This window comes from Cupriavidus lacunae (assembly GCF_003353055.1).
In the GTDB taxonomy this organism is placed as follows: domain Bacteria; phylum Pseudomonadota; class Gammaproteobacteria; order Burkholderiales; family Burkholderiaceae; genus Cupriavidus; species Cupriavidus lacunae.
Map to the genome: position 1 here is coordinate 29,933 of NZ_QKWJ01000007.1, position 24,207 is coordinate 54,139.

Annotated in this window: 30 protein-coding genes and 1 pseudogene; 11 read left to right on the forward strand and 20 right to left on the reverse strand. The window is 65.4% G+C overall.

Annotated elements, in window-relative coordinates:
* Window positions 1–65: 65 nt before the first annotated feature.
* Entirely contained in the window at window positions 66–848 is a 783-nt protein-coding gene (locus DN412_RS08340; protein WP_115014072.1) for an enoyl-CoA hydratase/isomerase family protein, read from the reverse strand.
* A complete protein-coding gene (locus DN412_RS08345; protein WP_115014073.1) occupies window positions 845–1,489 on the reverse strand; it encodes a TetR/AcrR family transcriptional regulator in 645 nt (214 codons plus the stop codon). Before DN412_RS08345 ends, DN412_RS08340 begins: the two co-directional genes overlap by 4 nt.
* A gap of 240 nt (window positions 1,490–1,729) precedes the next feature.
* Here DN412_RS08345 and DN412_RS08350 point away from each other — a divergent pair, with 240 nt between their 5' ends.
* The gene (locus DN412_RS08350) at window positions 1,730–2,638 is read left to right on the forward strand and encodes an alpha/beta fold hydrolase (protein WP_115014074.1); all 909 of its coding nucleotides are present in this window, start codon (window positions 1,730–1,732) and stop codon (window positions 2,636–2,638) included.
* Here the strand turns inward: DN412_RS08350 and crcB are convergent.
* The 7 genes from crcB to DN412_RS08385 all read right to left on the reverse strand — a co-directional run bounded on the left by crcB (window position 2,588) and on the right by DN412_RS08385 (window position 9,258).
* Window positions 2,588–2,968: a fluoride efflux transporter CrcB gene (gene crcB, locus DN412_RS08355; RefSeq protein ID WP_115014075.1), complete on the reverse strand. Its 381-nt coding sequence runs from the start codon at window positions 2,966–2,968 to the stop codon at window positions 2,588–2,590. The genes DN412_RS08350 and crcB overlap by 51 nt on opposite strands.
* Window positions 2,968–3,483 (reverse strand): molybdenum cofactor biosynthesis protein MoaE, encoded by a 516-nt coding sequence (locus tag DN412_RS08360; RefSeq protein WP_115014076.1) that lies wholly within the window; start codon window positions 3,481–3,483, stop codon window positions 2,968–2,970. Before DN412_RS08360 ends, crcB begins: the two co-directional genes overlap by 1 nt.
* 1 nt (window position 3,484) lies before the next feature.
* Window positions 3,485–3,742, reverse strand: coding sequence for a molybdopterin converting factor subunit 1 (gene moaD / locus DN412_RS08365; protein ID WP_115014077.1), 258 nt, complete (start codon window positions 3,740–3,742; stop codon window positions 3,485–3,487).
* Window positions 3,743–3,774: 32 nt separating this feature from the next.
* Window positions 3,775–5,013 carry a molybdopterin molybdotransferase MoeA gene (locus tag DN412_RS08370; protein WP_115014078.1) on the reverse strand — a complete coding sequence of 413 codons (1,239 nt, stop codon included), beginning with the start codon at window positions 5,011–5,013 and terminating at the stop codon, window positions 3,775–3,777.
* Between the two features lie 183 nt (window positions 5,014–5,196).
* Window positions 5,197–6,642 carry a threonine synthase gene (gene thrC, locus DN412_RS08375; protein ID WP_115014079.1) on the reverse strand — a complete coding sequence of 482 codons (1,446 nt, stop codon included), beginning with the start codon at window positions 6,640–6,642 and terminating at the stop codon, window positions 5,197–5,199.
* A gap of 21 nt (window positions 6,643–6,663) precedes the next feature.
* Window positions 6,664–7,974, reverse strand: coding sequence for a homoserine dehydrogenase (locus tag DN412_RS08380; RefSeq protein WP_115014080.1), 1,311 nt, complete (start codon window positions 7,972–7,974; stop codon window positions 6,664–6,666).
* A 48-nt stretch (window positions 7,975–8,022) separates the two neighbouring features.
* The gene (locus DN412_RS08385; RefSeq protein WP_078196747.1) at window positions 8,023–9,258 is read right to left on the reverse strand and encodes a pyridoxal phosphate-dependent aminotransferase; all 1,236 of its coding nucleotides are present in this window, start codon (window positions 9,256–9,258) and stop codon (window positions 8,023–8,025) included.
* Between the two features lie 332 nt (window positions 9,259–9,590).
* On the opposite strand from DN412_RS08385, the gene DN412_RS08390 reads away from it, so the two are divergent.
* The 5 genes from DN412_RS08390 to DN412_RS08410 all read left to right on the forward strand — a co-directional run bounded on the left by DN412_RS08390 (window position 9,591) and on the right by DN412_RS08410 (window position 14,046).
* Window positions 9,591–9,974 carry an Mth938-like domain-containing protein gene (locus DN412_RS08390; protein ID WP_115014081.1) on the forward strand — a complete coding sequence of 128 codons (384 nt, stop codon included), beginning with the start codon at window positions 9,591–9,593 and terminating at the stop codon, window positions 9,972–9,974.
* Between the two features lie 130 nt (window positions 9,975–10,104).
* Window positions 10,105–10,569: a peroxiredoxin gene (locus DN412_RS08395; RefSeq protein ID WP_115014082.1), complete on the forward strand. Its 465-nt coding sequence runs from the start codon at window positions 10,105–10,107 to the stop codon at window positions 10,567–10,569.
* Between the two features lie 428 nt (window positions 10,570–10,997).
* Window positions 10,998–12,701 carry a PhoH family protein gene (locus DN412_RS08400; protein WP_115014083.1) on the forward strand — a complete coding sequence of 568 codons (1,704 nt, stop codon included), beginning with the start codon at window positions 10,998–11,000 and terminating at the stop codon, window positions 12,699–12,701.
* Window positions 12,702–12,838: 137 nt separating this feature from the next.
* A complete protein-coding gene (locus DN412_RS08405) occupies window positions 12,839–13,336 on the forward strand; it encodes a hypothetical protein (protein ID WP_115014084.1) in 498 nt (165 codons plus the stop codon).
* A gap of 47 nt (window positions 13,337–13,383) precedes the next feature.
* Window positions 13,384–14,046 carry a C40 family peptidase gene (locus tag DN412_RS08410; RefSeq protein WP_115014085.1) on the forward strand — a complete coding sequence of 221 codons (663 nt, stop codon included), beginning with the start codon at window positions 13,384–13,386 and terminating at the stop codon, window positions 14,044–14,046.
* Between the two features lie 61 nt (window positions 14,047–14,107).
* Here the strand turns inward: DN412_RS08410 and DN412_RS08415 are convergent, their stop codons facing one another.
* The 8 genes from DN412_RS08415 to DN412_RS08450 form a co-directional block, all read right to left on the reverse strand.
* Window positions 14,108–15,115, reverse strand: a complete 1,008-nt coding sequence (locus DN412_RS08415; RefSeq protein ID WP_078196753.1) for an inorganic phosphate transporter — start codon at window positions 15,113–15,115, stop codon at window positions 14,108–14,110.
* Window positions 15,116–15,128: 13 nt separating this feature from the next.
* Entirely contained in the window at window positions 15,129–15,755 is a 627-nt protein-coding gene (locus tag DN412_RS08420; protein WP_018309174.1) for a DUF47 domain-containing protein, read from the reverse strand.
* A 191-nt stretch (window positions 15,756–15,946) separates the two neighbouring features.
* Window positions 15,947–17,338 carry a replicative DNA helicase gene (locus DN412_RS08425; RefSeq protein ID WP_013957138.1) on the reverse strand — a complete coding sequence of 464 codons (1,392 nt, stop codon included), beginning with the start codon at window positions 17,336–17,338 and terminating at the stop codon, window positions 15,947–15,949.
* Window positions 17,339–17,506: 168 nt separating this feature from the next.
* A complete protein-coding gene (gene rplI, locus DN412_RS08430) occupies window positions 17,507–17,959 on the reverse strand; it encodes a 50S ribosomal protein L9 (RefSeq protein ID WP_115014086.1) in 453 nt (150 codons plus the stop codon).
* Between the two features lie 32 nt (window positions 17,960–17,991).
* Window positions 17,992–18,270 carry a 30S ribosomal protein S18 gene (rpsR, locus tag DN412_RS08435; RefSeq protein ID WP_006163606.1) on the reverse strand — a complete coding sequence of 93 codons (279 nt, stop codon included), beginning with the start codon at window positions 18,268–18,270 and terminating at the stop codon, window positions 17,992–17,994.
* A gap of 3 nt (window positions 18,271–18,273) precedes the next feature.
* Entirely contained in the window at window positions 18,274–18,573 is a 300-nt protein-coding gene (gene priB, locus DN412_RS08440; RefSeq protein WP_115014087.1) for a primosomal replication protein N, read from the reverse strand.
* Window positions 18,574–18,650: 77 nt separating this feature from the next.
* A complete protein-coding gene (gene rpsF, locus DN412_RS08445; RefSeq protein ID WP_010809513.1) occupies window positions 18,651–19,025 on the reverse strand; it encodes a 30S ribosomal protein S6 in 375 nt (124 codons plus the stop codon).
* Window positions 19,026–19,143: 118 nt separating this feature from the next.
* Window positions 19,144–20,136 carry an asparaginase gene (locus DN412_RS08450; protein ID WP_115014088.1) on the reverse strand — a complete coding sequence of 331 codons (993 nt, stop codon included), beginning with the start codon at window positions 20,134–20,136 and terminating at the stop codon, window positions 19,144–19,146.
* A 255-nt stretch (window positions 20,137–20,391) separates the two neighbouring features.
* On the opposite strand from DN412_RS08450, the gene lexA reads away from it, so the two are divergent.
* Both lexA and DN412_RS43745 read left to right on the forward strand, forming a co-directional pair.
* The gene (lexA, locus tag DN412_RS08455; RefSeq protein ID WP_035821632.1) at window positions 20,392–21,045 is read left to right on the forward strand and encodes a transcriptional repressor LexA; all 654 of its coding nucleotides are present in this window, start codon (window positions 20,392–20,394) and stop codon (window positions 21,043–21,045) included.
* A 113-nt stretch (window positions 21,046–21,158) separates the two neighbouring features.
* Window positions 21,159–21,329 carry a hypothetical protein gene (locus tag DN412_RS43745; RefSeq protein WP_164704851.1) on the forward strand — a complete coding sequence of 57 codons (171 nt, stop codon included), beginning with the start codon at window positions 21,159–21,161 and terminating at the stop codon, window positions 21,327–21,329.
* Window positions 21,330–21,368: 39 nt separating this feature from the next.
* Here DN412_RS43745 and DN412_RS08460 read toward each other — a convergent pair whose 3' ends face one another.
* Window positions 21,369–21,716, reverse strand: coding sequence for a hypothetical protein (locus DN412_RS08460; protein ID WP_244222593.1), 348 nt, complete (start codon window positions 21,714–21,716; stop codon window positions 21,369–21,371).
* Between the two features lie 832 nt (window positions 21,717–22,548).
* On the opposite strand from DN412_RS08460, the gene DN412_RS08465 reads away from it, so the two are divergent.
* Entirely contained in the window at window positions 22,549–22,815 is a 267-nt protein-coding gene (locus DN412_RS08465) for a hypothetical protein (RefSeq protein WP_115014090.1), read from the forward strand.
* Window positions 22,816–23,001: 186 nt separating this feature from the next.
* On the opposite strand, the gene DN412_RS08470 is transcribed toward DN412_RS08465, so the two are convergent.
* Window positions 23,002–23,361, reverse strand: a complete 360-nt coding sequence (locus DN412_RS08470; protein ID WP_115014091.1) for a hypothetical protein — start codon at window positions 23,359–23,361, stop codon at window positions 23,002–23,004.
* Window positions 23,362–23,405: 44 nt separating this feature from the next.
* On the opposite strand from DN412_RS08470, the gene DN412_RS08475 reads away from it, so the two are divergent.
* Together DN412_RS08475 and DN412_RS42975 are read left to right on the forward strand one after the other, a co-directional pair.
* Window positions 23,406–23,675 (forward strand): hypothetical protein, encoded by a 270-nt coding sequence (locus tag DN412_RS08475; protein WP_133303032.1) that lies wholly within the window; start codon window positions 23,406–23,408, stop codon window positions 23,673–23,675.
* 170 nt (window positions 23,676–23,845) lie between these two features.
* Window positions 23,846–24,037, forward strand: a complete 192-nt coding sequence (locus tag DN412_RS42975) for a hypothetical protein (RefSeq protein WP_133303033.1) — start codon at window positions 23,846–23,848, stop codon at window positions 24,035–24,037.
* 6 nt (window positions 24,038–24,043) lie between these two features.
* Here DN412_RS42975 and DN412_RS45820 read toward each other — a convergent pair.
* Window positions 24,044–24,202, reverse strand: a pseudogene (locus DN412_RS45820) (glycoside hydrolase family protein); the annotation flags it as partial.
* Window positions 24,203–24,207 lie beyond the last annotated feature (5 nt).

Here is a 24,207-nt window from a genome sequence, read left to right on the forward strand (position 1 = left end):
TTTTCAGTTTCGTTTGTCTTTGTCTTACTGAAACCTGCTGCAACTGCCTGGGAATGCTATATGGCCTATTCGCGCGCGCGTTCCGCCAGGAAGCGCCGCATGCCGTCGGCGGTCTCGGTGCTGGCGATCTGCGCGACAAAGGCCGCGCGCTCGCGCTCAAGCCCGGCCGCCAGGGTGTCGGCATCCCAGCACAACAGCGCGCGCGTGTGGGCAACGCTGCCCGGCACCTTGCGCGTAACGCCGCGCGCCAGCGTCACGGCCTCGGCCTCGGCCGAACCTGGCGCGGCCAGCGCGGCCGCCAGCCCAAGCGCCGCCGCCTCCGGCGCGGCAACGATCGAATTGTTCAGCTGCCACGCGCGCGCCCGCGGCGAGCCGATCAGCTGCGGCAGCATCGCGGTCCAGCCGCCGTCCGGGCTGAAGCCCACCACCGTGTAGTACGGCGCGATGCGCACATCCTGCGCCAGGACCGCCATGTCACACGCCAGCACCAGGCCAAGCGAACCGCCCGTCAGCCAGCCCTCCACCGCGGCCACCACCGGGCAGCGCAGCGCGGCCAGGCGCAGGATCGAACGGTTCAGCAGGGCCAGCAGCCGGTCGGCGTAGCTGGCGATCGCATCCCCCTGCGCGGCAAATGCCGCGACGTCACCGCCCGTGGAAAAATTCCTTCCGGCATGCGTCAGCACCACAGCGTGGATCGCGGGATCGGCCTCGATCTCGTCCAGCGCGGCCAGCAGCGCTTCCAGCAGCTCGGGCACCAGGCTGTTGTGCCGCTGCGGCCGGTTCAGGCGCAGCAGCGCCACGCCATCGGCGCGCACCCACTGCACCGGGGGTTCGTCGTTGGCGCTCATCGCGGCTGCAGGCCGTGCGCGATCAGGTCGAAGGCGGTATCGACCACCTTATCCATCGAAGGCGGGCGCTTCCAGCGCGCATAGCGCATGCCCAGGAAGTTGCTGATGCCGATCAGGCACCAGGCGCGCACCTCGGCATCGCCGGGCACGATCTCGCCCTGATCTTCGGCGCGGGTCAGGCGCCGGCTGTAGAGCTCGGCAAACACCTCGAAGTAGCTGCTGTAGATGGTCTCGTCCACCGAGTACGAATCCAGCACGATCCGGTACAGGTTCTTGTGGCGCGAAACGAAAGAGAGAAATGCCTTCAGGCCCAGGCGCTCGGCGTCCATCTGGGTTTCGGCGGCGGCGACGTGCTTGCGCAGGTGCGCGCGCACCAGTTCCAGCATATGCGCGACCAGCGCGCGGAAGATGTCTTCCTTGTCCTTGAAGTACAGGTAGAAGGTGCCCATCGCGACCTTGGCCTCCTGCGTGATCTCGGAGATCGACGCGGCGTAGTAGCCTTTCTCGCCGAACACCTTCTCCGCGGCGCGCAGCAGCGCTTCGCGCGTCTTCTGCCCGCGCGCGGTCTTGGGCGGGCAGATGCCGCCGGCCGGGCCGGTGGCGTCGGCTACGTCAGTCTCGCCAGTCTGCGTGGGGGACATCTTGTCTCCGGTGGCGCTGAGCGCCTTGTCATTGGAATGCCTGCCGCTTCATGTCATGCCAGCGGGGCAGGCGCCTCCTCCGCCCCTGCCGCCGCCCTGAATCGACACTCAGGCAAAACCTGATATCTGATTCATGTTTCATCGTATAAATTGAGCACCATGGATGTCAATAGAGGGGCACCCTCACCCGGTGGCATTCAGGCCGCTTCCCTTCACCCTCCTGCCAGGAGAAACCCGCCGTTGGACGCTCCCGATTCGGCGCCCGCCAGCCCTGCTGCCCCGCAATTCGCCTGCCATCCGGCGCGCGGCGCCTTGCCTGGCTGGCGCGAAGCCGGCCAGGGACGGCCGCTGCTGTTGCTGCACGGCTGGTCGGTCAATGGCGAGGCTTTTGACGGCCAGCGCGCGCTGGCGCTGGCCGGATTCCGCGTGATCGCGCCCGACCATGCCGGCCACGGCCTGTCGCGCGAGCGCGACAGCAACACCATCGCGGCGCTGGCGCGGGACGTGGCCGGACTGGTTGCGCACCTCGGGCTGGCCGACGTGGTGGTAGCAGGCTGGTCGATGGGGGCGATGGTGGCATGGAGCCTGCTGCGCGACCATCCGGCGCTTCCCCTGTCGGCGGTCGGCAGCATCGACATGACGCCCAGGCTGGTCACGGACCCGGGCTGGCCGCATGGGCTGCACGGACACTACGACATGGCGCAGGCCGCGCAAATGGCGGCGCGCATCCGGGCCGACTGGCCACGCCTGGCACCGTCGGTCGCCTTGGGATTGTGGGCTGCGGGACAGCGTCCGGATGGTGCGGCAATGCAGCGCATCGCGCACATGGCAGACCAGTGCGACGCGGCAACACTGGCCGCGTTGTGGGAAGACATGGCGCGGCAGGATTTCCGCGACACCTTGCGCACGGCCCGTCTGCCCTTGTTCCACCTGTATGGCGAGGCCAGCCGGCTTTATGCGCCGTCCGTCGGCATCGCAACCCGTGCCTTGCACCCGGCCGCAGGGTTAAGCGTGGTCGCCGGCGCCGGCCATAGCCCGCATATGGAGCAGGCGCAGGCTTTCAATGCCGCACTGCTTGCCCTGGTCCGGCAGGCGGGATCAGGCCAGCAAGCGATAGGTCCAGAGCCCGAACGCGGTCAGCAGCAATGAGCCGCCCAGGTGCAGCAGCAAATGCATCGCCGCCCAGCCGTAGTCGCCGGCAATCAGGTTCGCCAGCACCTCGCTGGAAAAGGTCGAGAACGTGGTCAGCCCGCCCAGGAAGCCGGTGATGGCAAGCAGGCGCCATTCCGGCGGCAGGCCGGCGTGCGTATCGAAGAAACCGACCGCCAGGCCGATCAGGTAGCCGCCCAGCAGGTTGGCCGCCAGCGTGCCGTAGGGTAGCGCGGGATTGATCGCGTTCCACAGCACTGCGAAGCCCCAGCGCAGCCAGGCACCCGCCGCGGCGCCCATGCCCACGGCGACAAAGCCGAGCGGCCCCATCAGGGCTGGCTCCCGCCAGTACCCGCCTCGGGCTGTGCATCATCCCCGCTGGCATTGAATGACGTAATCCCCCAGCGCTTGAGCGCGGCCTCGTCGGTCACGCGGGCATCGACCCAGCGCGCGCCTTCCGGGGTGTTTTCCTTCTTCCAGAACGGCGCTTCGGACTTGAGGTAGTCCATGATGAATTCGCACGCGGCAAAGGCATTGCCGCGGTGCGCCGATGCCACCGCCACCAGCACGATCTGGTCCAGCGGCTGCAGCGGGCCCACGCGGTGGACGATGGTCACGCCCAGCAGCGCCCAGCGCGCGCAGGCGGCCGCCTCGATCTGCGCCAGCGCCTTCTCGGTCATGCCCGGATAGTGCTCCAGCTCCATCGCGCTGACCGCGCTGCCGTCGCTCACGTCGCGCACGGTGCCGATAAAGCTGGCGACCGCGCCAACCGCCGGATTGCCGACACGCAGCGCCGCGACTTCCGCGCCGAGATCGAAATCCTCACGCTGCACCCTGACGCTCATCTCAGCCTCCGGTCACTGGCGGGAAAAACGCGACTTCGCAGCCCTCGGCAATCGCCGTATCGGCACGCGCCACCGCATGGTCAACGGCCATGCGCAGCGCGCGGCCTTCGGCCAGGGTCTCGGCCCAGGCGCCGCCACGCTGGCGCAGCCACTGGCGCAGCTCGCCCACGGTGCGCACGTCGGCCGGCACCTCGGCGCGCTCTTCGGACACGCCCAGCTGCTCGCGCACGCTGGCAAAGAATCGGAGTTCGATGATCATGACTGCTTCTGCGTCCTGGTATTGCTGGCCGGCTACGCGAGCAGGCCGTCAAACGGAATGAACTGCACGGTATCGCCGCGCGCGATCGCCTGGTTGGGCGGATTGTCGATCAGGCCGTCGCCCCAGACGGTGGAGGTCAGCACGCCCGAGCTCTGGTTGGGGAACAGGTCCAGCCCACCCTCCGCATTGATGCGCGCGCGCAGGAACTCATTGCGGCGGTCGCCCTTCTTCAGTTCGAAATCCGCGCGCAGCGGCAGGCGCCGCGGGGTCACGTCGGCCACGCCCTGCAGGCGCAGGATGAACGGGCGCACGAACAGCAGGAAGGTCACGAAGCTGGACACCGGGTTGCCCGGCAAACCCAGGAAGAACGCCGGCTCGCCGCCGCTATTGACCTGGCCGAACGCCAGCGGCTTGCCCGGCTTGATCGCGATCTGCCACATGTCGAGCCGCCCTTCGGCCTCGACCGCGGGCTTGATATGGTCTTCCTCGCCGACCGAGACCCCGCCCGAGGTAATGATCAGGTCATGGCCCTGCGCCGCGCGGCGCAGCGTCTCGCGGGTGGCGGCCAGCGTGTCGGGCACGATGCCGAAGTCGCTCACCTCGCAGCCCAGGTTTTCCAGCAGGCCGCGCAGCGTGAAGCGGTTGGAGTTGTAGATGGCGCCCGGCTTGAGCGGCTCGCCCGGCATCGCCAGCTCGTCGCCGGTAAAGAACACGGCCACGCGCACGCGGCGCACCACGTCCAGCTTCGCCTGGCCGACCGATGCGGCCAGCCCCAGCGCCTGCGGCGTCAGCCGCGTGCCGGCCGGCAGGATCACGCTGCCGGCTTCGATATCCTCGCCCGCGCGCCGCACCCATTCGCCGGATTGCGGCACATGGTTGACGATCACATCGTCGCCCTCGGCCGCGCATTGCTCCTGCATCACCACGGCGTCGGCGCCGGGCGGGATCAGCCCGCCGGTGAAGATGCGCGCGGCGGTACCGGGTTCCAGCGCCGTGCCGACATGGCCGGCGGGGATCCGTTGCGACACGCGCAGCCGCGTGTCGGCAGCGGGCACATCGGCGGCGCGCATGGCGTAGCCGTCCATCGAGGTATTGTCGGCCGGCGGCACGCGCAGCGAGCTGGTCACGGGCGCGGCCAGCACGCGGCCATTGGCTTCGAGCGTATCGGCCTGCTCCACATGCGCAATCGGACGGGCGGCGCCGAGCAGCGCGTCGAGCGCCTGGGCCATGGTCAGCATCGGGGGGCGGGAAGGTGCTGCGGCTTGGGTCATGGTGCGATGTGGGAAAGGATTGGCCCATGAAAAACGGCCCGCGCATTGCCGCCGCGCAGCATGCTGGCGGCAGACAATCCGGGGGCCGAGGATCGGGCCCGCAGCCTGATTGTAGCGAGTTGGCGCGGGCCCGGCATGCGGCAGCGCCGCAGGCGGGCCCGCAGTCAGGCCGATCTGGCGTCCTTACAGGCCGGTGTGGCCGGCGATATAGGCCTTGACCTGCGCGGCGTCGGCCGGCATCACCTCAAAGCGCTGCGGCAGGCTCTCGATGCCCTCGAACCTGGCCGGGCGCTCCGGCTGGTGGCCGAGCGCTTCGCGGATGGTGTCGGCAAACTTGGCGGGCAGCGCGGTTTCCAGCACCACCATCGGTACGCCGGCGCTGAGATGCTCGCGCGCCACCTTGACGCCATCGGCGGTGTGGGTATCGATGGTGATGCCGTAGCGCGACGACAGGTCGCGGATGGTGGCCAGCCGGTCCTCATGCGTGCTGCGGCCCGAGACAAAGCCGAACTGACGGATGCGGTCGAATTCCGGCGTGCCCGACAGGTCGAAGCCGCCCTTCTCTTCCACGTCGCGGAACAGTGCCGCCAGCTTGCCGGCGTCCTGGCCCAGCAGATCGAACACAAAGCGCTCGAAGTTCGAGGCCTTGGAGATGTCCATGCTGGGGCTGGAGGTGTGGTACGTCTCGGCCGACTTGCGCACGCGGTAGGCGCCGGTGCGGAAGAACTCGTCGAGCACGTCGTTCTCGTTGGTGGCCACCACCAGCTTGTCGATCGGCAGGCCCATCATGCGCGCGATATGGCCGGCGCAGACATTGCCGAAGTTGCCCGACGGCACGCAGAACGAGACCTTCTGGCCCGGGCCATCGGTCGCGAGCAGCCAGCCCTTGAAGTAGTACACCACCTGGGCCACCACGCGCGCCCAGTTGATCGAGTTGACCGTGCCGATCTTCTGGCGCGCCTTGTACTCCAGGTCGTTTGAGACCGCCTTGACGATGTCCTGGCAGTCGTCGAACACGCCTTCGACCGCCAGGTTGAAGATATTGGCGTCCTGCAGGCTGAACATCTGCGCGGTCTGGAACGCGCTCATCTTGCGGTGCGGGCTCAGCATGAACACGCGGATGCCGCGCTTGCCACGCATGGCGTATTCAGCGGCGCTGCCGGTATCGCCGGATGTTGCGCCCAGGATGTTCAGCTCCTGCCCGGCGCGCTCCAGCGCGTACTCGAACAGGTTGCCGAGCAGCTGCATCGCCATGTCCTTGAAGGCCAGCGTCGGGCCGTTGGACAGGGCCAGCAACTGCAGCGTCGTGCCGCCTTCTTCGCCCAGCGTGCGCAGCGGCGTGATGTCGGCGGTATTGTCGCCGGCGCGCGCGTTGCAGTACACCTCGGGCGTATAGGTCTTGCGCATCAGCGCGCGCAGGTCCTCGGCCGGAATGTCGTCGCAGAACTTGCGCAGGATCTCGTAGGCCAGGTCGGCATACGACAGCTTGCGCCAGGCTTCGAGCTCGTCGGCAGTGACTTGCGGGTACTGCGCGGGCAGGTACAGGCCGCCGTCCGGCGCCAGGCCGCCCAGCAGGATCTCGGAAAACGATTGCGGCATCTCATGGCCGCGGGTCGACTGGTATTTCATGTGAATCGGCAGGTCCGGCCCTTAGTTCAGTTCTTCCATGCGCAGGCGCGTCACGGCGGACAGCACCGTCGGCAGCGCCTCGATCTTGGCAATAGCGGCGTTGACGTGCTTCTCGCGCGTGATGTGGGTCAGGATGATGATGTCGGTCTGCGGCTCGCCTTCGCGCGATTCCTTCTGCAGCATGGCATCGATCGAGATGCCGCCCTCGGCCAGGATGCGGGTGATCTCGGCCAGCACGCCGGTCTCGTCGGCCACGCGCATGCGCAGGTAGTACGAGCTGTTGATCTCTTCGATCGGCAGCACCGGCACGCTCGACAGCTCGTCGGGCTGGAACGCCAGGTGCGGCACGCGATGGTTCGGGTCGGCGGTATGCAGGCGGGTCACGTCGACCAGGTCGGCGATCACGGCCGAGGCGGTCGGCTCGGCGCCGGCGCCCTTGCCGTAGTAGAGCGTCGCGCCCACGGCGTCGCCCTGCACCAGCACGGCGTTCATCGCGCCTTCCACGTTAGCGATCAGGCGCGAGGCCGGCACCAGCGTCGGGTGCACGCGCAGTTCCACGCCGTCGTCGCGGCGGCGGGTGATGCCCAGCAGCTTGATGCGGTAGCCCAGCTCCTCGGCGTACTTGATATCGGTGGCCGACAGCTTGGTGATGCCTTCCACGTGGGCCTTGTCGAACTGCACCGGCATGCCGAAGGCGATCGCGCTCATCAGCGTGACCTTGTGCGCGGCGTCGACGCCCTCGATGTCGAAGGTCGGGTCGGCCTCGGCGTAGCCCAGCTGCTGCGCTTCCTTCAGGACCACGTCGAAATCCAGGCCCTTGTCGCGCATCTCGGACAGGATGAAGTTGGTGGTGCCGTTGATGATGCCGGCGATCCACTGGATGCGGTTGGCGGTCAGGCCTTCGCGCAGCGCCTTGATGATGGGGATGCCGCCGGCCACCGCCGCTTCGAAGGCGACGATCACGCCCTTGCGGCGCGCCGCTTCGAAGATCTCGTTGCCGTGCACAGCCAGCAGCGCCTTGTTGGCGGTGACCACGTGCTTGCCGTTCTCGATCGCCTTGAGGACCAGCTCGCGCGCGATGCCGTAGCCGCCGATCAGTTCGATGACGATGTCGATGTCGGGGCGCGTCACCACCTCGTTGGCGTCGCTGACGATCTCCACTTCCCCGTTGGTCAGTTCGCGCGCGCGTTCGGTGTTGAGATCGGCCACCACGGCAATCTCGATGCCGCGGCCGGCGCGGCGGCGAATTTCTTCCTGATTGCGCTTGAGCACGTTGAACGTGCCGCTACCGACGGTACCGATGCCGAGCAGACCAACTTTGATGGGGTTCATGGACAATCTTCTGAGTTGCTAGGGATGAGTTGCGGCGCGGCCCGCGATTCAGGCCGCTGCCTTGCCGTGACGTTTCCGGTATGCCTCGAGGAAGCGCGCGATGCGGCTGATGGCCTCGCGCAGGTCTTCCTCATGCGGCAGGAACACGATGCGGAAATGGTCGGGACTGGCCCAGTTGAAGCCTGAGCCCTGCACCAGCAGGACCTTGGACTCCTGCAGCAGTTCATAGATGAACTCCTGGTCGTCCTGCACCGGGTACATCGACAGGTCGAGCTTGGGGAACAGGTACAGCGCCGCCTTGGGCTTGACGCAGGTGACGCCCGGGATGGCGGTGATCAGCTCGTAGGCCAGGTCGCGCTGGCGGCGCAGGCGCCCGCCTTCGTTGACCAGGTCGTTGATGCTCTGGTAGCCGCCCAGCGCGGTCTGGATCGCCCACTGGCCCGGCACGTTGGCGCACAGGCGCATCGACGACAGCATGTTCAGGCCTTCGATATAGTCGAAGGCCGGGCGCTTGTCGCCCGACACCACCATCCAGCCGGCGCGGTAGCCGCACGAGCGGTAGTTCTTCGACAGGCCATTGAAGGTCACGGTCAGCACATCGGTCGACAGCGAGGCGATCGAGGTATGGGTGTTGCCGTCGTACAGGACCTTGTCGTAGATCTCGTCGGCAAAGATGATCAGGCCATGCTCGCGCGCGATGGCGACGATCTCGAGCAGCAGCTCGTCCGAATACAGCGCCCCGGTGGGGTTGTTCGGGTTGATGATGACGATGGCCTTGGTATGCGGCGTGATGCGGGCGCGGATATCGGCCGGATCGGGCATCCATTCGTTGGACTCGTCGCAGATATAGTGCACCGGCGTGCCGCCCGAGAGGCTCACCGCGGCGGTCCACAGCGGGTAGTCAGGCGCCGGCACCAGCACTTCGTCGCCGGTATTGAGCAACGCATTGACCGCCATCACGATCAGTTCGGAGGCACCGTTGCCCACATAAATATCTTCCAGGCCAACGCCCTCGATATTTTTTTGCTGGGTATAGTGCATGATCGCCTTGCGCGCGGCGAAAATACCCTTGGAATCAGAATAACCTGCCGAATTTGGCAGGTTTCGCATCATGTCCTGCTGAATCTCTTCCGGCGCGTCAAAGCCGAACACGGCCAGGTTGCCGATATTCAGCTTGATGATCTTGTGCCCCTCTTCTTCCATCTGCTTGGCCTTTTCCAGCACCGGCCCGCGGATGTCGTAGCAAACGTTATTGAGTTTGTTGGATTTCTGGATGGGTTTCACGGCGATGTCGGGCGAGCGTAGCGTGCCGCGTCGGCGGCACCGGACAGGGAATCTGGGCGAATCTGAATTAATGCCGAAGCCCCGTGCGGAAGCCCCGCGCGAAGGCGTCGTCCGCTGCAATGCAACGCGAACGTGGCAGACAGGGAGGCAAAAGCTATAATTTATCGGATTATGACAGACTTCGGCAGGGATTCTTGCATTGCAGCGTGCGCTACCCGCGCGCACCGTACCCGCCTGCGGGCTGTCGCCCATCCACTGCCCGCCCGGGCCGCCGGCCATCCGCCCCAGGGGCGGGCCTGCCAGCCCGCGGCGGCCGCCGCAGAGACCTCCAAGTGAAACTCCACGCCGACCAGCCCCAGTCGCTCAATACCGTCACGGCCTATGGGCCGGGGTATATCGAGATCAACCTCGTCCGTCACACCACCTCGATCCTGGTCATGCCCGAGGGTGAAATCAAGCCCTGGCCGGTCAGCCGCTTCGAAGACCTGGAACCGGCGCATTTCGAGCAACTGGCCGAACTCGGCCCCGAGGTGGTGCTGCTTGGCACCGGCTCACGGCTGCGGTTCCCGCACCCGCGCCTGACCGCGTCGCTGTCGCGCCGCCATGTCGGGGTGGACGCCATGGACCTGCAGGCCGCCTGCCGCACCTACAACATCCTGATGGCCGAGGGCCGCAAGGTGGCGGCGGTGCTGCTGCTTGAACCCGAGACCGCCTGACCTTAGCAAAAGTTGAGCCGGCGCCACGCTTGAAGTCCGGCCGGGCGCCCCAATCTGCCCGGGCTGAGGCGGCAGTCTCCTCACCGATGAATCTCCCGATCCCCTGCCCCTCCCCCAAGGAGCCACAAGTATGACCGTCAGTCTCAACAAGGCCGTACCCGACTTCAGCGCGCCGATGACCGGCGACGCCACCTTCCGCCTTGCCGACTACCGCGGCAAGACGGTGGTGCTGTACTTCTACCCGAAGGACAACACGCCGGGTTGCACCACGGAGGCCATGAACTTCCGCGACCAGCATGAGGATTTCCAGAAGGCCGGCGTGCAGGTGTTCGGCATCTCGCGCGACAGCATCCGCTCGCACGAGAACTTCAAGGCCAAGCTCGAACTGCCTTTCGAGCTGATCTCCGATGCCGACGAAGCCGTGTGCACATTGTTCGATGTCATCAAGATGAAAAAGCTTTATGGCAAGGAGCACCGCGGCATCGAGCGCAGCACCTTCATCATCGACGGCAAGGGCATCCTGCGCCACGAGCTGCGCGGCATCAAGGTGCCGAACCATGTCGACGAAGTCCTGGAAATGGTGCGCGGGATCTGAGGGATAGTGTTGGTATCGGCGTCGCCGCAGCACGGACCGCAACCCGGACGTGCTGTGTTGCAACAAGCCGCTGGCAAACCCAATTGCCAAACCCAAAACCTTCGGATACATTGGCCCGTAATGAGTTCAGATTCCGGATGCCACGCTGTTTCGACTCCCCGGCCCAGGCGGTTCGCGCCACAGGCCGGTAGCGGACCTGCCGTGTCGGCAGTCTGCCAAAAGAGCCGCCGGATCCTAGCCGCCAACCCTGTTCTGCAGGCATGGCGGCTTTTTTGTTTGCAGCCGCGTCTGTTCTCATGCCTGTCCGCGCCGGGCGCCTCGCGCATGCATGCCCCGGCCATGGTCCGCCACGCGATATCTGACGATTCGCGGCGGCGCGACACGGACATCCTCGCCCCCTTCTTGTCCCCCTGAAAGGAAAGCCAAGCATGCCGCTGCCTACCATGCCCGCCAAGCCTGCCCAATTGCTGGATCCGAGCGAGTTTGCTCCGGTCTCCGCGGTGCCCAAGGCCAAAGCCGCCACACAGGGCAAGAAACCTGTGCCGGCGCTCGAGCGTGTGGCATTGCTGGAAACCGGCGACACCGAGGTGCCTGAGGTCCAGGCCCGCGCCGCCGGTGGCACCCGCGCCCGCAGCACCGAGACCCCGGCCGTATCGACGCCCGCCGTCAGCTCCGCTCCGGTCAGCCTGGTCAAACCCTCCACCGGCCCCACGCGCCGCGCCCGCAAGTCCGAAGGCCCGAGCAAGCTGTTCGTGCTCGACACCAATGTGCTGATGCACGACCCAGCCTCGCTCTTCCGCTTCGAGGAACACGACATCTATCTGCCGATGATGACGCTCGAAGAACTGGACAACCACAAGAAGGGCATGAGCGAAGTCGCGCGCAACGCGCGCATGGTCAGCCGCACGCTCGATTCGCTGGTGGGCGGCACCGACGGCGTGCTCGACGAGGGCCTGCCGCTGGCCAAGCTGGGCAACCGCGACGCGCAGGGCAAGCTGTTCTTCCAGACGCGCCTGAACGACATCAAGCTGCCTGAAGGCCTGCCGCAGGGCAAGGCCGACAACCAGATCCTGGGCGTGGTCAGCGCGCTGCAGCAGCAGTACCCGGAGCGCCAGGTCGTGCTGGTGTCGAAAGACATCAACATGCGCATCAAGGCGCGCGCACTGGGCCTGCCCGCGGAAGATTACTTCAACGACCAGGTCCTGGAAGACAAGGACCTGCTCTACGCCGGCGTAATGCAGTTGCCCGGCGACTTCTGGGCCAAGCACGGCAAGGGCGTGGAAAGCTGGCAGGACCCCAAGTCCGGCGCCATGTTCTACCGGCTCACCGGCCCGCTGGTGCCCTCGTTCCTGGTCAACCAGTTCGTCTACCTGGAGCCCGTCGACGGCAGCCTGCCGCTGTATGCGCAGGTCAAGGAGATCAACGGCAAGACCGCGCTGCTGCAGACGCTCAAGGACTACACGCACCACAAGAACAATGTGTGGAGCGTGACCGCCCGCAACCGCGAGCAGAACTTCGCGCTCAACCTGCTGATGAACCCGGACATCGACTTCGTCACGCTGCTGGGCCAGGCCGGTACCGGCAAGACCCTGCTGGCGCTGGCCGCCGGCCTGGAGCAGGTGCTGGACCAGAAGCAGTACAACGAGATCATCGTCACCCGCGCCACCGTGCCGGTCGGCGAAGACATCGGCTTCCTGCCCGGCACCGAGGAAGAGAAGATGCAGCCGTGGATGGGCGCGTTCGACGACAACCTCGAGGTACTGCAGAAGAGCGACGACAGCGCCGGCGACTGGGGCCGCGCCGCCACGCAGGAGCTGATCCGCTCGCGCATCAAAGTCAAGAGCATGAACTTCATGCGCGGGCGCACCTTCGTCAACAAGTTCGTCATCATCGACGAGGCGCAGAACCTGACGCCCAAGCAAATGAAGACGCTGGTGACGCGCGCCGGCCCCGGCACCAAGATCATCTGCCTGGGCAATATCGCGCAGATCGACACGCCGTACCTGACCGAGGGTTCATCGGGCCTGACCTACGTGGTCGACCGCTTCAAGGGCTGGAGCCACAGCGGCCATATCACGCTGGCGCGCGGCGAACGCTCGCGCCTGGCCGACCACGCCGGCGACGTGCTCTGACACCGGCAGCCTGCGGGCGCGCCCTGCCAATGGCGGGGCGCGCCTGTTGTGCCTGAGCGCTGTCGTCAAGGGCAAGCACTTTGGGGCTATGATGGCCCCATGTTTGCCGTTGTCCCGCATCCCGACTGGAGGCGTCGATGAATTTAGAGCATCTGCCCGGCAGGCATGCGCCTGTCGCCCGCTGTCGCACCGTCACCGGCGCCGGCACCGCGATCGCCCGAGGCCATCCCAGGCAGCGACTTGTGCTGGCCATGCTGGCCGCGGCCGGCATCGCGCTGGCCGCCAGCTGGCGCCCGGCCCATGCCGCCGCCGACGAAATGGTGATCCGCACCATGGGGCCGGTCAGCTACGTCTGTGGCGGCGTCGCCGAGGACGAACGCCAGGCGCTCACGGCGAAAGAGAAAGATTTCAATATCGGCATCCAGTTCACGCAGGGCGCGAACGGTGAGTTCCTGTCCGACGTGGAGGTCAAGCTGGTGCGCGACGAACAGGAAGTCGCCACCTTCCGCGCCGCCGGCCCGCGCTGCCTGATACGTGCGCCCGAAGGCAGCTACAATATCGAGGCCAGTTACAAGGGCCAGGCCAAGTCCATCAAGGTCAGCACCGGTACGCGCAACGCCCAGCTACGCTGGTAGCGGCAAGGCTTCCGGTGCGCCGGCAGGCCGGCGACCGGAAACCCAGGATGCCATTGCGCCGTACCCGTCTTTCTTCCAATCCGCGGCGCCTGCTTGCCCAGGCGCGGCTGCCGCTGCTCTGCGCCACCGCCCTGTTGCTGGCGGCCTGCGCCAGTTCCCCGCCTTCCCGCTATGCCGGCCTGCCGCGCACGCCCGGCAAGCCCATGGTCGATCCCAGCGCCGGACTGGAAGAGGTTTCCATCCAGGCCATGTCGCTGGTCGGCACGCCCTATCGCTATGGCGGCAACACGCCGGATTCGGGCTTCGACTGCAGCGGCCTGGTGCGCTACGTTGTGTCGCGCGCGGCCAACGTGAACCTGCCGCGCACCACCGAGGCCATGGGCACCCGCGGCAGTTCGCTGGACCGCAGCGAGGTCGCGTCCGGCGACCTGGTGTTCTTCAACACCACCGGCCGCGCCAATTCGCACGTGGGCATCTATGTCGGACAGAACCGCTTTGTCCATGCACCGTCGTCCGGCGGCACGGTCCGTCTGGAAGACATGGGCAAGCCCTACTGGGCCTCGCGCTACAACGGCGCGCGCCGCGTAGTGGCCGCCACCTATCAGCCGCCGGCTCCGGCCCAGCCCCCGGCCGCCATTCCCGTGCCCGAGCCGGCGCCAACTCCCGTCCCGGCCGACGACGATCCCATCGCGGCCTTCGCCAATCAGTGAAGCGTCCAAGCAAAAAGCCAGGCATCAGCCTGGCTTTTTGCCTGGTGCGGTTGCCCCTGCGTTACAGGATATGCAGCCCGATCCACCATGCGATCGCCGCCATGAAGGCCGACGCCGGAATCGTCAGCACCCAGGCCCAGACGATATTGCCGGCCACGCCCCAGCGCACCGCCGACATCTTCTGCGCCGAGCCGACGCCGACAATGGCGCCGGTGATCGTATGCGTGGTCGATACCGGCACGCCCAGCGCCGAAGCAAAGAACAGCGTCATGGCGCCGCCCGTCTCGGCGCAGAAACCGCCGACCGGCTTGAGCTTGGTGATCTTCTGGCCCATGGTGCGCACGATGCGCCAGCCGCCGAACAGCGTGCCCATGCCGATGGCCACGTAACAGCAGACGATCACCCAGGTCGGCGGCTGGCCGCCGGCCGCCACATGGCCGCTGGCGATCAGCAGCATCCAGATGATGCCGATGGTCTTCTGCGCGTCATTGCCGCCATGGCCCAGGCTGTACATCGAAGCCGAAACCAGCTGCAGCCGGCGGAACCACCGGTCCACGCGCGACGGCGGCGTGCGGAAGAAGGTCCAGCCCACGATCACCATCATCATTGAGCCGAGGATGAACCCCAGCAGCGGCGAGATCAGGATGAAGGCCACGGTCTTCAGCAGGCCGCTGCCCACCAGCGCACCGGTGCCCGACTTGGCCACCGCGGCGCCCACCAGCCCGCCGATCAGCGCGTGCGACGACGACGACGGGATGCCGTAGTACCAGGTGATGACGTTCCAGGCGATTGCCCCGACCAGCGCCCCGAAAATAACGTAATGGTCGACGATCGCGACATCGATGGTGCCGGTCCCGACCGTTGCGGCCACCTTCAGATGAAAAATGAAAATCGCGACGACGTTGCACATCGCCGCCATCGCCACCGCATGGTGCGGCTTGAGGACACCCGTGGACACTACCGTGGCGATCGAGTTGGCCGCGTCGTGGAAGCCGTTCATGAAGTCGAACAGCAGCGCGAGCGCCACCAGCAGGGCGATCACCCACAGGCTCATTTGTATGGTCTGCATGCCGATTGCCGCCTCAGGCGTTTTCCAGGACGATGCCTTCGATGATGTTGGCGACGTCCTCGCACTTGTCGGTGATCGTCTCGAGCTGTTCGTAGATGGCCTTCAGCTTGATCAGGCGCTTGACGTCGGTCTCGTCGCGGAACAGCTTGGACATCGCCGAGCGCATCACGCGGTCGGCTTCCGACTCGAGCTGGTCGATCTGCTGCGCGGTCTTCAGGATGGCGCTGGCGTTGCCCATGTCCTCAAGCAGGCCCACCGCGATCTTGACCTGGTCGCAGCACTGCACGCAGATGGCCGCCAGGCGCAGGGCCTCGTCGGTCAGGTTGGTCACGTCATACAGCGAGATGGTCTCGGCCACGTCTTCCATCAGGTCCAGGATGTCGTCCATGGTCGTGATGAGCTTGTGGATCTCGTCGCGGTCCAGCGGCGTGATGAAGGTCTTGTGCAGCAGGTCGATGGTGTCGTGCGTGATCCGGTCGGCCTTCTTCTCGGTGGCCTGGACCCGGCGCGCATGTGCCTCGGCGTTGGGCAAGTCGTTGACCAGTGCCTGGAGCTCATGGGCGGCGGTCACCGCGCAGTCGGCGTGCTGGTTGAAATATTCGAAGAACTTGCCCTCCGTGGGCATGAATCGGCCGAACATGGAATGTTCCTTGTGGCAGCGAGTTGGCGCTGCGGATTGTGTTGCTGGATTGAGCGGACGCGTCGGATGGCAGCCGCTGGTGGCGACTGTCATCAAAGCGCAATATTTTACAGGGTTACAGCGACATTGCCCGCGAATTTGGCACAAACGAGACGGCGCCGCACAGACTGTTGCAGGCCGGCTTGACTTCGTCAGGTGTCGTTGTCGAAGAAAGCCGGGCCGCCGCTGAAGTTGTCGAACTTCGTGAACTGGCCAAGGAAGGTCAGGCGCACCGTGCCGATCGGGCCGTTACGCTGCTTGCCGATAATGATTTCGGCCGTGCCCTTGTCCTGGGAATCCGCGTTATAGACTTCGTCGCGGTAGATGAACAGGATCACGTCGGCATCCTGTTCGATAGCGCCGGATTCGCGCAAATCGGACATGACCGGACGCTTGTTGGGTCGCTGCTCCAGGCTTCGGTTCAACTGCGACAGGGCGATCACCGGGCAGTTCAGCTCCTTGGCCAGGCCCTTGAGCGAACGGGAAATTTCGGAAATTTCCGTGGCGCGGTTCTCGCCGCCGCCGGAACCCGACATCAGCTGGAGGTAATCGATGATGATCAGGCCAAGCTGCCCGCACTGGCGCGCCAGGCGGCGCGAACGGGCACGGAGCTCCATCGGGTTCAGCGCCGGCGTCTCGTCGATAAACAACTGCGTGTCGTTCATGCGCTGGATCGCATGCGTCAGCCGCGGCCAGTCCTCATCCAGCAGGCGGCCGGTACGCAGCCGGTGCTGGTCAAGTCGGCCGACCGAGCCAAGCATACGCATGGCCAGCTGGGTGCCCGCCATTTCCATCGAGAACACCGCCACCGGCAAGCCCTGCTCCACCGCCACGTGTTCGCCGATGTTCAGCGAGAACGCCGTCTTACCCATCGACGGGCGGCCGGCGACGATGACCAGGTCGCCCGGCTGCATGCCGCTGGTCATCTTGTCCAGGTCGATGAAGCCGGTCGGGACGCCGGTGACGTCGGTGGTGGAATCGCGGTGGTACAGCTCGTCGATGCGCTCGACCACCTGGGTCAGCAGCGGCTGGATTTCCTGGAATCCTTTCTGGCCGCGCGAGCCTTCTTCGGCGATCGCAAAGACCTTGGACTCGGCCTCGTCGAGCAGCTCGCGCACCTCGCGGCCCTTGGGCGCGAACGCGGCCGAGGCGATATCGTCGGCCGCCGTCACCAGCTTGCGCAGCACCGAGCGCTCACGCACGATCTCCGCGTAGCGGCGGATATTGGCCGCACTGGGGGTGTTCTGCGCCAGCGAGTTCAGGTACGCCAGGCCGCCTACCTCCTCGGCCTTGCCGGCGACCTGCAGCATCTCATAGACCGTGATCACGTCGGCCGGCTTGGTGGCCGAGATCAGCCGGGCGATGCTCTGGAAGATCATCCGGTGGTCAAAACGGTAGAAATCCGCCTCGGAGATGAAATCCGCAATGCGGTCCCAGGCGGCGTTGTCCAGCAGCAGGCCACCCAGCACCGATTGCTCGGCTTCGATGGAGTGCGGCGGGACCTTGAGGTTCTCGAGTTGGGGGTCGGCGACGGGCGCGTTCATGGGGAGGGATTATAACGGCGGGCGGACACACTTCGCCGGACATTTGGCGACTGCGCCTGCAAAGGCGGGCGGGCAACAAAAAAGGCAGGAGCCAGGGCTCCTGCCTTTCTTGTTTGCAGTGCTTGCGGTGCTTCAGCCGGCGCAGCGCGCCGGCGAGGCGGCACGTCCTTAGACGCTCTCGCCCACCACCGACACGGTCACGTCGACCACGACGTCCGTGTGCAGCGCAACGCTGACCGGGTGGTCGCCCACCATCTTCAGCGGGCCGTTCGGCATGCGAACCTGGGACTTTTCCAGCTTGAAGCCTTCGCCAGCCAGGGCTGCAGCGATGTCGGCGTTGGTCACCGAACCGAACAGGCGGCCGTCCACGCCCGACTTCTGGGCGATCTGGACGGTCAGGCCGTTCAGCTTCTCGCCTTCGGCTTGCGCGGCGGCCAGCTTCTCGGCAGCGGCCTTTTCCAGCTCGGCGCGCTTGACTTCGAATTCGGCGATCGCGGTTTGCGTGGCGCGGCGGGCCTTCTTGCCCGGGATCAGGAAGTTACGGGCGTAACCGTCCTTCACCTTGACGATGTCACCGAGGTTGCCCAGGTTGACGACTTTTTCCAGCAGAATGATTTGCATCGTGTTCTCTCCTTGACGGACCTAGGGCCTGATCAGTTCTTGTGCAGGTCGGTGTACGGCATCAGCGCGAGGAAACGCGCGCGCTTGATGGCCGTATCCAGCTGACGCTGATAGTGAGCCTTGGTACCGGTCAGGCGGGCCGGCGTGATCTTGCCGTTGTCGCCGATGAAGTCCTTCAGGGTGTCCAGATCCTTGTAGTCGATCTGTTCCACGCCAGCCACGGTGAAGCGGCAGAAGCGCTTGCGCTTGAACAGCGGGTTCTGTTGCTGGAAGCGCTTCTTGTTCTTGTTGTCACGTTTGACGAATGCCATGATTCAATCCTTTTCGAATGCTTTACATCCAGTGATGTGAAAGACGAGGGCCTTGCTGTTGCGGTGCTTGCGGGCCAGGAATCCTTCGCAGTCGAGCAGCGTGCCGAGCGGTAGCCGCTCCAGACGCTGGCCAACCTGGCCGATCCCCATCGCTGCGATTGCAAACTCGACCTGCCGCGGCGTTTGCGCCTCGACGGCCTCGCCGCTGTACTGCAGGATGCAGTTCACGACGGGGACCCCGGCCGGGGTATAGCGCAGGGCATCGCGTTCCGCCAGGGTGGCGGCAAGCCGAAACTGGTTCAACGCGGGGCCTCTTGCTGATTGCAATCCATGCAACCCTGGCCGACGCTGTCAGCCACGGCGCGCACCGCAGTCCGCACTCAGGCGGCCTGGCCTTCGGTGGTCGTTTGCGCGGCCTTGCGGGCTTCTTCGCGCTGCACTTCCTTCATCATCGGCGAAGGTGCGGTCTCGGCCTTCTTGGTCTGCACGATCAGGTGGCGCAGGACGGCGTCGTTGAACTTGAACGCGTGTTCCAGTTCAGCCAGCGTTTCCTTGCCGCATTCGATGTTCAGGCAAACGTAGTGAGCCTTGGCCAGCTTCTGGATCATGTAAGCCATCTGGCGACGGCCCCAGTCTTCCACGCGGTGAACGTTGCCGTTCTGCGAGGTCACGAGCTGCTTGTAGCGCTCGATCATGGCCGGCACTTGTTCGCTCTGGTCCGGGTGGACGATGAAGACGATTTCGTAATGACGCATTGACGCTCCTTTTGGATTAGCCACCCGGGCGTCACGAGTCCGGTGTGGCAAGGTTGAATAGCCTTAAATTATAGCCCGCACTCTGACATGTGCGCAAGCCAATGATTACACAGGCAAATCAGGCGTTGGCAAATACCGCCTGCAGCCGCGCCGGATCGCGCGCCAGCCCTGCATCCGCGGCCAGCGCCAGTGCCAACAGCACGCGCGCCTTATAGGGATTGAGGTCTGTGGCAGAAACGAAGACCCCGTCCGTGGGGCTGGGCTGAGGCGAAATCGCCACATGGCCGGCACCGGTACGGGAACTGCGCACCACCGCCACCCCTGCGGCGGCGGCATCGGCCAGCGCCCCGGCCAGCACTTCATGCACCGAGCCATTGCCGGCAGCCGCCACCACCAGCCCGGCGACCCCCGCCTGCACCAGCGCATCCACGGCCACCCTGCCCGGCTGGGCGTAGCTCGCCACGATCTCCACCACCGGCCACGCCGTGGGCATCGGCCCGATCGTCCAGGCCGCGCGCGGCGCGCGGGCGAAGCGCACATAGTCGTCCTGCACGAAACCCAGCGGCCCGCAAGCCGAGACAAAGGCATCCACCGTCGACGTATGGGCCTTGGCCACATCCCGTGCCGCGTGGATCTGCTGGTTCAGCACCACCAGCACCCCCTTGCCACGCGCATCCGGGTGGGCGGCCACGCGTACCGCGTCCAGCAGGTTCAGCGGGCCGTCCGCCGACAGCGACGTCGACGGCCGCATCGCCGCAGTCATCACCACGGGCACCGGACACGATTGCGTCAGATGCAGCGCCATCGCGGTTTCTTCCAGCGTGTCCGTGCCATGCGTGATCACGATGCCCGCGATATCGGGCTGCGCCGACCAGTGCTCCACCCGCGCCGCCAGCGTTTGCCAGAGCGCGAAGGTCATGTCCTTGCTGTCGACCTGGGCCACCTGCTCGGCTTCGACCCGGGCCACCGACTGCAACGCGGGCACCGCCGCCAGCAACGACGACACCGGCACGGTCGCCGCCTGGTAGCGTGCGCTGCTGGCGGGACTGCCGGCCGCTCCGGCAATGGTGCCGCCGGTGGCGAGTACGACGATGCGGGGCAATTGGGTCATGGGGAGCGCAAGGAATAGGGAACGATGAGTGGCGATTGTAACGGGCACACCCTGCCTTGCCGCTGGCTGGCCCAGTCAACGCGCCTCCGGTCCATGCCGCCTGCCCCAAAAATTCTGCTTGCGCTCAGGCCGATACTGTATAAAATCACAGCATACTGTTTAAACATACAGTGCCCGGCCCGCCGGATGCAGGATAAAGGATCGGCTGATCCATGACCCGACATCCCCCGCGGCCCTGCACGGAACGGCGATCCCATGGCGACCCTGACACCCCGGCAGCAGCAGATTTTCGATCTGATCCGCAATACGATCCGCCATACCGGCTTCCCGCCCACGCGCGCCGAGATCGCCGCGGAGTTCGGCTTCTCCTCCCCCAATGCCGCCGAAGAACATCTGAGAGCGCTGGCTCGCAAGGGCGTGATCGAACTGACGCCGGGCGCCTCGCGTGGCATTCGCCTGAAGGTGGCTCGCAGCGATTCGGAAATGCCGGACCAGTTCTCGTTGCCAATGGCAGGCGTGATGCAGCTGACGCTGCCGCTGGTGGGCCGCGTGGCCGCGGGCAGCCCCATCCTGGCTGCCGAGCATATCGACCGCCAGTACCAGGTCGACGCCTCAGTCTTTGACGAACGCCCCGACTACCTGCTGCGCGTGCGTGGCCTGAGTATGCGCGACGCCGGCATCCTCGACGGCGACCTGCTCGCGGTGCGCCGCGCCAGCGAAGCCGCCAACGGCAAGATCGTGGTGGCACGCCTGGGCGATGACGTAACCGTCAAGCGCCTGCAGCGGCGCGGCGGCCATATCGAACTGATTGCAGAGAACCCGGACTTCACCAACATCATCGTGGAGCCCGGCGAAGAGTTCTCGCTGGAAGGCATCGCCGTCGGGCTGATCCGATCTTCCGGCTTCTAGCCGGGCACCACCGCAGGCCATCCGCCTGCGCGGGCCCACCCGCTTCCATTGCTTTGCAGATGCCGCCCGGCTTGCCGGGTGTTGACCCCGCTTTGCCCAAAAGAGGTGCCACCATGCCGCAAATCCACAACGTCGCCGCCCGTCGCCCGGTCAAGCCCGTGCCGTTCCGCCAGAGCAAGGGCGTACGCGTCTACCAGGGTACGCAGCGCCGTACCATGGTCGGCAGCATGGCGGCGATCTGCCGTATGCTTGAACTCGAAACCGCCGACAAGCTGGCCGCCTGAACCCCGCGGGCGCGGTCCGCGCGGCCGCGGGCCCTGCCCTCAGCTACGCGGCGCACACGCCCTGGCTTCGGCTTCCAGTTCCGCCGGCATCAGCTGGGGGAACCACGTATCGGTCTTGCGCAACTCCAGCGCCGTACCATCCGGCTGCGCTGTCAGCGAAATCAGGTAGGCGTATTGGTATTCACCACCAGACGTGGTCTGGCCGATGCGGATCTCAGCCTGGTTCTTTGCCGGATAGCTGACGAATGCGGCATCGTCGCCCAGGTTGTTGCGAAGGCATTTCGCAACATCGCCCATCTTGGCGGGCGTGAACAAGCGCACGGGCGGGCGCGTGCGAATCTCTTTATCAGAAGTACCGGAGGCACACCCTGCCACCATGGCTGCCATCACTACGCCAAGCACTGCCGCTCGAACAGACATAACACCCCCGGGGAATGCAAAACGGCGCCCTTGGGAGGCGCCGTTTTGGAGAATGCGTTGGGGTGGCTGATCGGACTCGAACCCACGACGACAGGAATCACAATCCTGAGCCAATCCCCAAAATAATCAACACGTTACGCGAATACTTTGGAATCTGTGCCGACCGCGATCCCGCGTCGGCGCGTGCACATTTTCGCAATCTTCCAAAGATTTCGCAAGCGGCGCGGACCAGGCTACACCGTATATTCATACAGCATACGCCCATGATCAACGACCCCTACTCCCATAGGCTCAGACCCCAGCGACCGGTGCTGCGCGATGTATTTCTATTCTGGTGCCCGGGCCATACCAAGATGTGGCTAGCATCACCGAAAACGTCGGTGCGAGAATCCATCGCGTCGAGTACCCCCGTTCTCGACTTTGCGTCACGGCGCCTAGATTTTTTTGGCGGCCTTCACCGACAAGCAGTAACAGCCGCCTCAAGCAGCGCTTCATAACCCGCGCGCTGCTCTAGCTCAGCCAGCGCGGCGCAACCACTGGAGTAGAAATCGGCGTCCGGCCTGGTCGACCGCCTGAGCCTCGCCCCCCCTACCTCCAGAAGCCGGCGCGGCGCGCGCTAAGGAGAAGAAGGTCAGACTTCGTTGACGCTTGGGCGGGAGGAAGTGGTGGGGAAACGTTCCGGCTCGGCGTACCGATCCGGCGAGCTTTCGCGCGACAGGGTCAAGATCAAGCGGCCTGGGGCAGTGCCCGCTAAACGGTTTCAGCGATAAGGGGCGCCCCTCAACCCAAACTTGGAGCCATGATGGCCGATCCCAATACCATGGCCGATTGCTTGAAACCGTGGCTCGCGCACGATGGCTGGCACTCTGGACACCAGCTCGATGAAGAACGGTTTCTCAAGGCCGTAAAGAAGCTGAAGACGACGGTCGGTACGGACTGGTCCGAGTGCGAGTTTCAAGACGCCGTGTCCCTCGTGATCGGCAGCAAGGCGCCGGCTTTTGAGGACTCAGTTCACGAGTACACCTCTATCGCCCTTCACCTTCGCGACTACGAAAAGCTCGCGTAAGCAACTCCCTACGTCGGCCAAGCCTCCACCGTCTTACGATGCTTGGCCGCGCACTCTCCCAACTCGCCTAGCACCGTCACTATCCAATCCTGCCAGGCGTCATAGTCGGCCACTGCCGGCGCGTCCGGCACCACGCAGGCTGCCGCCAGAGCGCTATCGAAAGCGGTGGCAGCTTGCGTACCTGCTTCACCGCCGCCGGCCGCGCACCTCGCTCTCCGGATCCGTCAGCCGCTTGCCCTGCTCCGCGACGCGTTCATCCCGCCAGGCGAAGTCCCGGCGGGCATCTGCCCCGGTGTAGCGGTCCCCTTCCATCCGCTCGATGGTCTTCTTCATGGCCACCATCTCGGTCTTGATCTCGATCAGCGCCGAGTTGGTGGCCTCGCGCTGACGCTCACGGTCCTGCTGCTTGGCCACGATCACGTCCTGGTCCTTGGCGACGACCTGCTTGTTCAGGCGCGCGATCTCCTTGTCCCTCTTGTCGATCGCGTCCTTCAGAGCAACCTGGCCAGCGCGGAATCCGCTTACACTGGAGCAGTTGAGGGCCAAGTACCAGTGAGGTTGAAATGCTTCTATTGACCGTTGAGGAGTGCTTGGCGACGAGAGAGGAGCCGCACTCTGACCGCTTCGTGAGCTCGCGCACGCGCACGGTGGCCTTCTCCACTCTGCTCGATCTGACCACAGCGCTGCGGCTCTTGAAGCGCTACAGCGACGTCTACAAGCAGAAGTACACCATGACCTCGATGGAATTCCGTCTGCTCAGCGTCTCGCAGATCGCGGACAACACCGACGAAATGGCATTGCGTGACCTGGGAGTCGAAACCATTGGGCCTGACTTCGCGGACCGCCTAGCCGACGCCTGATCTTCCAAAACCCCACATAAGCTCGCTTCGGCGGGCTTTTTTGTTTCTACCGACGCCTGCCTGGCTCTGCCTCGCGGGCGTTTTTCATTGCCCAACGCGGTGGATGCCGCAGGGCGCATTGCGGCGGATGCCGCACAAGCTCGCGGGCGGATGCCTCAAGGAAAGTCACCATGCCATTCAAGTACGACGAAGCCGGCAACATCGCAGTTCAGGAAGTGGGCGGCAAGAAGCTCCCCGTGTTCGTGGGCGCCGACGGCAGCGAGGTCCGTCACCGGCGCCGTACTGAATGCGATGGGCCATGTCGCAGCCAGGGCATCAGAACATCAATCCATTGCCTTCCGACTCGCGCAGAATCTTGCTGATCGCACTCATGACAACATCCCCTCACACAGGGCTCGCTCAGCGGCACGCCGCTTGACCAGCCCTGGCAACTCGCGCCCGCCGGCGAGAGTCCAGCGGGAGAACTCCGCGCACCCGCTGGCGTGGTCCCCAGCGTTGAACTTGCGCGCCATGGTCGATCGGCAGTAGACCG